The following is a 6796-nucleotide window of genomic DNA, read 5'->3' on the forward strand; positions in this document are numbered from 1 at the left end:
TCAGGATGACCGCATGCATATTGTTTTTAACCGAGATGAGCAAAAAGTCCGGGTTAAAGCCTTGTTACCTGAAATTTATCAGCAAACCGGCTTACAAGTTCTGATGCCACTGGACCCTGCAGGTGGCGGCAGCTGGATAGCGGCCAATCAGCAAGGCTGGATCTGTTGCTTGTTAAATGATTACAGTGCGGAGTATCAGCCATTACCCGAAGTTAAACGCAGTCGGGGCCTGCTAGTTACTGCTCTGGTACAAGGTGGCGATTGGCATAAGCTGGATCTTTTGTTGCAAACTGAGCAGCTAACTGGCTATGCCCCTTTCCGTTTACTGCTGTTTGTTGGCCGGCAAAATCCATTAAGCTGGAGCTGGAACGGCAGCGAGCTGCGGCAAAGCATTGCCGACCCCTCGCCTATATCAAGCTCCAGCACCTTTCCTCGCTTTATTCCCTGGTTAAGAAGCCTTTACTGGCGTATGACGATGGCTAAAAACCCGTCGGCAGACACACAGTTGCGGGTGCACCAACAAGCTAAACCCTGGCATGCCTTTAGCGGCATAGCTATGCAGCGCCAACGGGTACAAACCGTCAGTATCACGAGGCTAACAATAACCAATGACAGCATTCGCATGGATTACTGGGACGGTTATCCTTCAACGCATGATAGGTTACCGGATAAAAGCGTGCTACTGCCAGTAAGCAACCCGGCGCCACTGTTGCAAACATACAGCAGCAAGCTTGATGTTAAAGCCCTGTTTAAGCACTACAGTCCGGCGCTGTATAGTCGGCTCAAGCCCTGGCAAATGTCTGTATTGAGATGTTTACTGGCAGAACAACGCCTGAATCAGGCATTAGGTCAACTCAATACTCTACCAGCTGAGCGGTTTTGTGATGAAGTCCTACAACGTTTGACATTGCAACCACAGATTATTGCCTGTCGATGGCCACTGCCTGCCAGCAGGCCGGTGTTTATCTGCAATCATCCCACTGGTGGTATTGATGGTTTATTGCTGATTAGCGTGTTGCAAAAGCGTTATCCAGACTTGTTAGTTGTGGCCAATCAGGTTCTTGGCGAGGTGCAGCAATTGGCAAAAAATCTGGTTGCCGTGCCGGTATTTGCTCAACCTAAGGATGCCTTGCCAGCCGTGCAAGCTGCTTTTGCCGGTAATGCACCGTTACTGATTTTTCCGGCCGGGCGCACCGCGCGGCGCAGTAGCAACCAACTGGATGATGGCCCCTGGGCCAAATTAGCCGTAACGTTAGCGAGGCGTGAGCAGCGCAGCCTGACACTGCTGCATTTAAGAAGTGAAAACTCTCGCTGGTTTTACCTGCTGGCCTGGCTGCGGCAAAAACTGCGGATAAAAGCTAATCTGGAAATGTTATTGCTGGTGCGGGAAATGTTAAAGCCCAGTGTTAAACAGCCGCAATTATTCGTCGATATTCCGATGCACTCAATTGAGCTTGATGCTCTGGCCGATACTGACCGGCAACGGATAAGCTGGTTAAAACGTCGTTGTTATCAATTACCGGCTATTTATCAGGAGACACCCGATGCCGATGTTAAACCCAGTTGCAGCCGCCGAGCCGGCTGAGCATATTGCGCAGGAGCTAGCCACACTCACACCTATTGCCAGGGTAAGAGGCTTACAGGTTTTCAGTGTGCAGGCCGATGCTATCCCGGTAACCATGCTGGAAATTGGCCGGCTGCGTGAATTGATATTTCGCCGGGCAGGTGCCGGCCGGGATCTGGAGCGCGATCTGGATGCTTTAGACTATGGTGCAGCAGCTTATTACCAGTTACTGGTGTGGGATCCGAAAAGAACAGAACTGGTGGCAATGTATCGCTATCAGCTAGGCTGGCAAGCTGCCCATTTTGGTGACGCCATATTGCGCACCAGCCAGCTATTTGACTACAGCACAACCTTTAAACAGCAGGTGCTGCCATACAGCATTGAGCTTGGCCGTTCAGTGGTAAACTCTGATGCCAAAGCTGCGTTACTCGGTTTTTACGCACTATGGGCTGGCTTGGGGGCATTATCCCAACTGTATCCAAGGTTAAAATATTTTTTTGGCAATGTATCTTTGTATCAAAGCCTTGGCGCTGACGCGCTATCCTGCATAGTGCGGTATTGTCAGCAACTATATCGTCCACCTGAGCCCATGCTAATGGCCAAAGCCGGTCTAGAGTATCAGCAACGATTAGCGCCCGACTTTAACTGCTGGCAACCGCTCGATGCGAGTAGCCGTATCCGGCAATTACAACAGCATCTTAAACCGCTAAGATGCAGGTTACCGCCTGTCTTGCAATCTTACCTTAGTGTCGGTAATGCAATATGGTTTGATGATGTAGCACTGGATACTGACTTTGGCCAGGCTTATGAACTAAGCATAGTGGTGCCTCTTAACGCAGTCAGTGGCGCTATAAGGCAACGTTTTCTCGATTAAACTGCCTAAATACGCACCGAATTACTACCATTTCTGTAGGTTAATGAAATATTTAAATGGCTCACCCTGTCTTTAGTAATGCAGATGTCTAAATGGGAAAGAAGGTTTATGCTTCTACGGCTGAAACATAGTTATAAAAATTCGCTACAACTGCTAAAACCGCTGGACGGCTTGGCGCCTCTGCTGTTAAGGCTAATTCTGGCGCCGGTGCTGATCCAGGCCGGCTGGAATAAATTCAGTCATTTTGACAATACCGTCGCCTGGTTTGGTAACAGCGATTGGGGGCTGGGTTTACCTTTGCCATGGTTACTGGCCACTCTGGCAATAGCTGCGGAACTTATCGGTGGCATTCTGCTGTTGCTTGGTTTGATGACCAGATTGGTGACGATACCACTGCTTATTACCATGCTTGTCGCCATTTTTTCCGTTCACCTGCCTTATGGCTGGCCTGCCATAGCCGATACCAGTAGCTGGCTGGCTGATGGCACGATTTTACTGAACGAGCGGGTGATGGACAGCAGCGAAAAAATTGAAGCAGCCCGCAGTCTGTTGCAACAACACGGCAATTACGACTGGCTTACATCTAGCGGCAAACTGGTTGTACTGAACAACGGCATTGAATTCGCGGCGATGTATTTTGCCATGTTGCTAAGCTTGCTGTTTAGTGGCGGCGGACGTTATGTCAGTGTTGATTACTGGCTTCATCGCATCTGGCAGCCGCGTAATTCTGACGTTGTCAGGCACTGATGCGGCCAGCCACCTTGCCTATTATCTTAAATGATTGCTTTACAGGTTCAGCTTATGTCAATTACGCTTACGGCCCATGCAACTAAGCAAAAGTCCCGATTAATGTCGACATCACGAAAGACGCTGCTCACTTTGCCGGTCTCTTTATTTAAGCGCAAGGCACAAAGCAAAAGCAACAGCCAGCGCTATGAGCAGCTGGTCAGGCTGTATCATGCCGATTTATACCGGTACGCGTTTTGGTTATGCCGCGACCAGCATATTGCCGAAGACATTGTGCAGGATACGTTTTTACGGGCCTGGAAAGCGCTCGATTCGTTACTGGACGACAACGCGGCTAAAAGCTGGCTTATTACTATTTTACGGCGGGAAAATGCCCGGCGCTTTGAGCGAAAACAGCTGGATTACAGTGATGTTGAGCAAGAAAGCTTAACCGACGACATTAATCCGGCGTTAGAGCAGCAATATGATAACGCCATGCTGCAGCAACAGTTACTGCTGTTACCACCAGAATATAGTGAACCTTTGCTGTTGCAAGCCCTGGCCGGCTTTAGCAGCGACGAAATTGGCCAACTACTAAGTTTAAACGTAAATACCGTGAACACCCGCTTATTCCGGGCCCGGCACTTACTGAAACAGCGCCTGACCGCGCAAGATAAGGGGTAAAGCGATGGCTGATTTATCAATAAGACAGGCACTGATTGCCGATCCGCAGGCCCGCTCTGCCGAAATTGCTGCTGCCGTTGCCGCCGATCCTCAGTTACAACAACTGCAACGTCAGTTACTGCTGGACCAAGTGCGCATTAAACAAGCCCTTACCCTTGATGTACCCGATACCTTAGCGGTTAAACTATTACGCCAGCAAATGCAGTTAACTCAGCAAACGCAGACCAGGCGTTTTACCGGCGCCATTGCCTTAGCGGCCTCTATCGCCTTTGTTGCCGGCCTGACCCTGAACTGGTTTAACTATGGTTTTCCTGACATGACCTTAGGCCAGCATGCCCTGGCGCATGTTTATCACGAAGCCCCCTACATGGACCAGATGCTGGCGCCGCAACAACTGGACCAGGTGAACCTAAAGCTGGCCAGCTTTGGCGCTGAACTGACAGACTGGTCGCAATCTATTGTTTATGCCAATTTTTGTGATTTTCGTGGCACCCGGTCGCTACATTTAGTGATGCAAACTGAGCAAGGGTTGGCAACGGTGTTTGTGGTACCGGCAGATAATCAGCTGAAATTTGAGCACCATTTCTCTGATGGCACCTATCGCGGCCGCAGTGTAGCGCTAAAAACCGCCGATTTAGTGGTGGTAAGTGAAAATGAGCAGGATTTACAGCAATTACCAGCTAAACTTCAGCAACAACTTAAATTTATATAAGCTGACCCAACTCGCAGCAAGGATGCAACATGAACGACAACAATCAGGCAGAATGGCTGTTAGTCCAGCAAAGCTATGATAAGCAAGAGCAACAGGCATTGTGGCTAAAAGTCGTCACCATTCTGGTATGGCTGTGGTTGCTGAAAAACGCCGCAGCCATTGAACTGCAACTGGGCGTTATCGGACTATTCTGGCTGCATGAAGCCATCCTTAAAACCTTTCAGCAACGCGCTGCAACTCGTTTACTGCAACTGGAGCAGGCCATACTGCAGGCTCAGGATATCGGCTGTCAGTGGCACAGCCAGTGGCAATATCAGCGCCAGGGCCCGTTTCAGCTAATCCTGAGCTATGCCAAACAAGCACTAAAACCTACCGTCGCCGTCACCTACCTAGCATTAATCGCCGCCAGCCTGCTGCGGCTATGGTTGTGATAGAAGGGCATAGCATGCTATGCCCTTAGCTGCGGTTTATTTATCACTCTGAAAGGTCGTGTAACTGTTGATCAGATTACGATAATCCGGGATGTGGTTGGAGAACAGTGCACCTAAGCCTTCAATGTCATTGCGCCAGTCACGGTGCAATTCGCATGCGGCACCGAACCAGGTCATCATTTGCGCGCCGGCTGCTGACATTCTGTCCCAGGCTGCATCGCGAGTCATCGGGTTAAAGGTGCCTGAGGCATCAGCGATAACAAACACATCAAAGCCTTCTTCCAGCGCAGACAGCACCGGAAAAGCCACACAGACTTCGGTTACCACACCGGCAACGATAAGCTGCTTTTTGCCGGTAGCTTTTACTGCTTTAACAAAATCATCGTTATCCCAGGCATTAATCTGACCCGGGCGGGCGATGTAAGGCGCTTTGGGGAACATTTCTTTTAGTTCCGGTACCAACGGGCCATTCGGACCTTGTTCAAAGCTGGTCGTCAGGATAGTGGGTAAACCGAAATACTTTGCCAGGTCTGCCAGAGCCAGTACATTGTTTTTAAACTTGTCCGGATCAATATCACGCACCAGTGACAATAATCCGGTTTGGTGGTCAACTAACAATACTGCCGCATTATTTTTGTCGAGACGTACATAAGGCTTAGTCATGATTTGCTTCCTTCTGTTGAAAATGGCAATCGCATAGCTTGCTCGGTTGCCGTGGTTGAGTGTTGAGTGCTGAGTACTAAGTTTTGAGTACTAAGTGCTGAGCACTAAGTTAACTGCCCGAACTTCCCACTTTGGAAATCAAGCAGTGCCTGCTTTATCTCGGCTTCGCTGTTCATCACGAAAGGGCCATAGCCGACGATGGGCTCCTGTATTGGTTCACCGGCCAGGATCAGCAAAGTGGTGTCCTGCTCGGCTTGCAGCACAATGTCAGCGCCGGCTTGAGATAAAATAACGGTTTGATTTGCAGTGACAGGCTGAAAATTAGCGTTTAGCTTGCCACTGCGCACGATAACCATCGCAGACCAGCCATCAGGCAGTGGTAACACGTATTTGCCAGAGGCCTTAATGTCACCATCAATAACCAGTAATGGCGAAAAGGTTTGCGCCGGGCCGCTTACGCCTGCTGTTTCACCGGCAATTAGCCTTAAACAGCCCCGGTTATCCGCTAATGGAATTTGCGGTATCTGCTCTGCCGTTATTGTTTGATAGCGGGGCGGCGTCATCTTGTGTTGCTTGGGCAAATTTACCCACAGCTGCAGCATTTCAAGTGTGCCGCCTGTTTCGGCAAAGCTTGCTGAATCATATTCCTCATGCAAAATGCCACTGCCCGCAGTCATCCACTGTATATCGCCGACACCAATAACACCGTGCTCGCCGGTCGAGTCCCGGTGCGCGACTTCGCCGGCGTACACCAGTGTGACGGTTTCAAAACCACGATGTGGATGATTACCCACACCGCGTTTATCCGCCGTAGCACTAAACTGCATGGGGCCGGCATGGTCCAGCAATAAAAATGGGCTGATAGCGCTGCCCTGCGCCTGATATGACAGTAATGTCTTTACCGGAAAGCCATCGCCAACCCAGTGCGGGTGAGATGCTGTCTGGACACTCATCACGTTTTTCATCTGCGCTCTCCTGATAAATGGTTGTAATTAACTTTACATACAGAACAGAATCTTGAGTAGTTGGCGTTTTTAGGTAGGATAGTTCTATATTTAGAACGATTGGTAACGTCAAATGCAGGATTTAAATGATTTCTTCTACTTTGTAAAACCGTAGAGCATGGTGGTTTTGCGCCGGCC

The 6796-nt window shown here is 49.7% G+C and carries 8 protein-coding genes; 6 read left to right on the forward strand and 2 right to left on the reverse strand.

Annotation, left to right across the window (positions count from 1 at the left end; translation table 11 throughout):
- Positions 1 to 13: 13 nt before the first annotated feature.
- The 6 genes from ABY802_RS01750 (at position 14) to ABY802_RS01775 (ending at position 4991) form a co-directional block, all read left to right on the forward strand.
- Positions 14 to 1585, forward strand: a complete 1572-nt coding sequence (locus tag ABY802_RS01750; RefSeq protein WP_372625286.1) for an NRDE family protein — start codon at positions 14 to 16, stop codon at positions 1583 to 1585.
- Entirely contained in the window at positions 1545 to 2438 is an 894-nt protein-coding gene (locus tag ABY802_RS01755) for a GNAT family N-acyltransferase (RefSeq protein ID WP_372625287.1), read from the forward strand. Before ABY802_RS01750 ends, ABY802_RS01755 begins: the two co-directional genes overlap by 41 nt.
- Before the next feature lie 108 nt (positions 2439 to 2546).
- Positions 2547 to 3185 carry a DoxX family protein gene (locus ABY802_RS01760; protein ID WP_372625288.1) on the forward strand — a complete coding sequence of 213 codons (639 nt, stop codon included), beginning with the start codon at positions 2547 to 2549 and terminating at the stop codon, positions 3183 to 3185.
- A 54-nt stretch (positions 3186 to 3239) separates the two neighbouring features.
- Positions 3240 to 3848: a sigma-70 family RNA polymerase sigma factor gene (locus tag ABY802_RS01765; RefSeq protein WP_372625289.1), complete on the forward strand. Its 609-nt coding sequence runs from the start codon at positions 3240 to 3242 to the stop codon at positions 3846 to 3848.
- A 4-nt stretch (positions 3849 to 3852) separates the two neighbouring features.
- Positions 3853 to 4560: a DUF3379 family protein gene (locus tag ABY802_RS01770; RefSeq protein WP_372625290.1), complete on the forward strand. Its 708-nt coding sequence runs from the start codon at positions 3853 to 3855 to the stop codon at positions 4558 to 4560.
- Between the two features lie 29 nt (positions 4561 to 4589).
- Positions 4590 to 4991: a hypothetical protein gene (locus ABY802_RS01775; protein ID WP_372625291.1), complete on the forward strand. Its 402-nt coding sequence runs from the start codon at positions 4590 to 4592 to the stop codon at positions 4989 to 4991.
- Positions 4992 to 5027: 36 nt separating this feature from the next.
- Here ABY802_RS01775 and ycaC read toward each other — a convergent pair whose 3' ends face one another.
- Positions 5028 to 5654, reverse strand: a complete 627-nt coding sequence (ycaC, locus tag ABY802_RS01780; RefSeq protein ID WP_372625292.1) for an isochorismate family cysteine hydrolase YcaC — start codon at positions 5652 to 5654, stop codon at positions 5028 to 5030.
- Positions 5655 to 5758: 104 nt separating this feature from the next.
- On the reverse strand, positions 5759 to 6619 hold the full coding sequence (locus tag ABY802_RS01785; protein ID WP_372625293.1) for a pirin family protein: 861 nt from the start codon (positions 6617 to 6619) through the stop codon (positions 5759 to 5761).
- Positions 6620 to 6796 lie beyond the last annotated feature (177 nt).

This window comes from Arsukibacterium sp. (assembly GCF_041616895.1).
Taxonomy (GTDB): domain Bacteria; phylum Pseudomonadota; class Gammaproteobacteria; order Enterobacterales; family Alteromonadaceae; genus Alishewanella.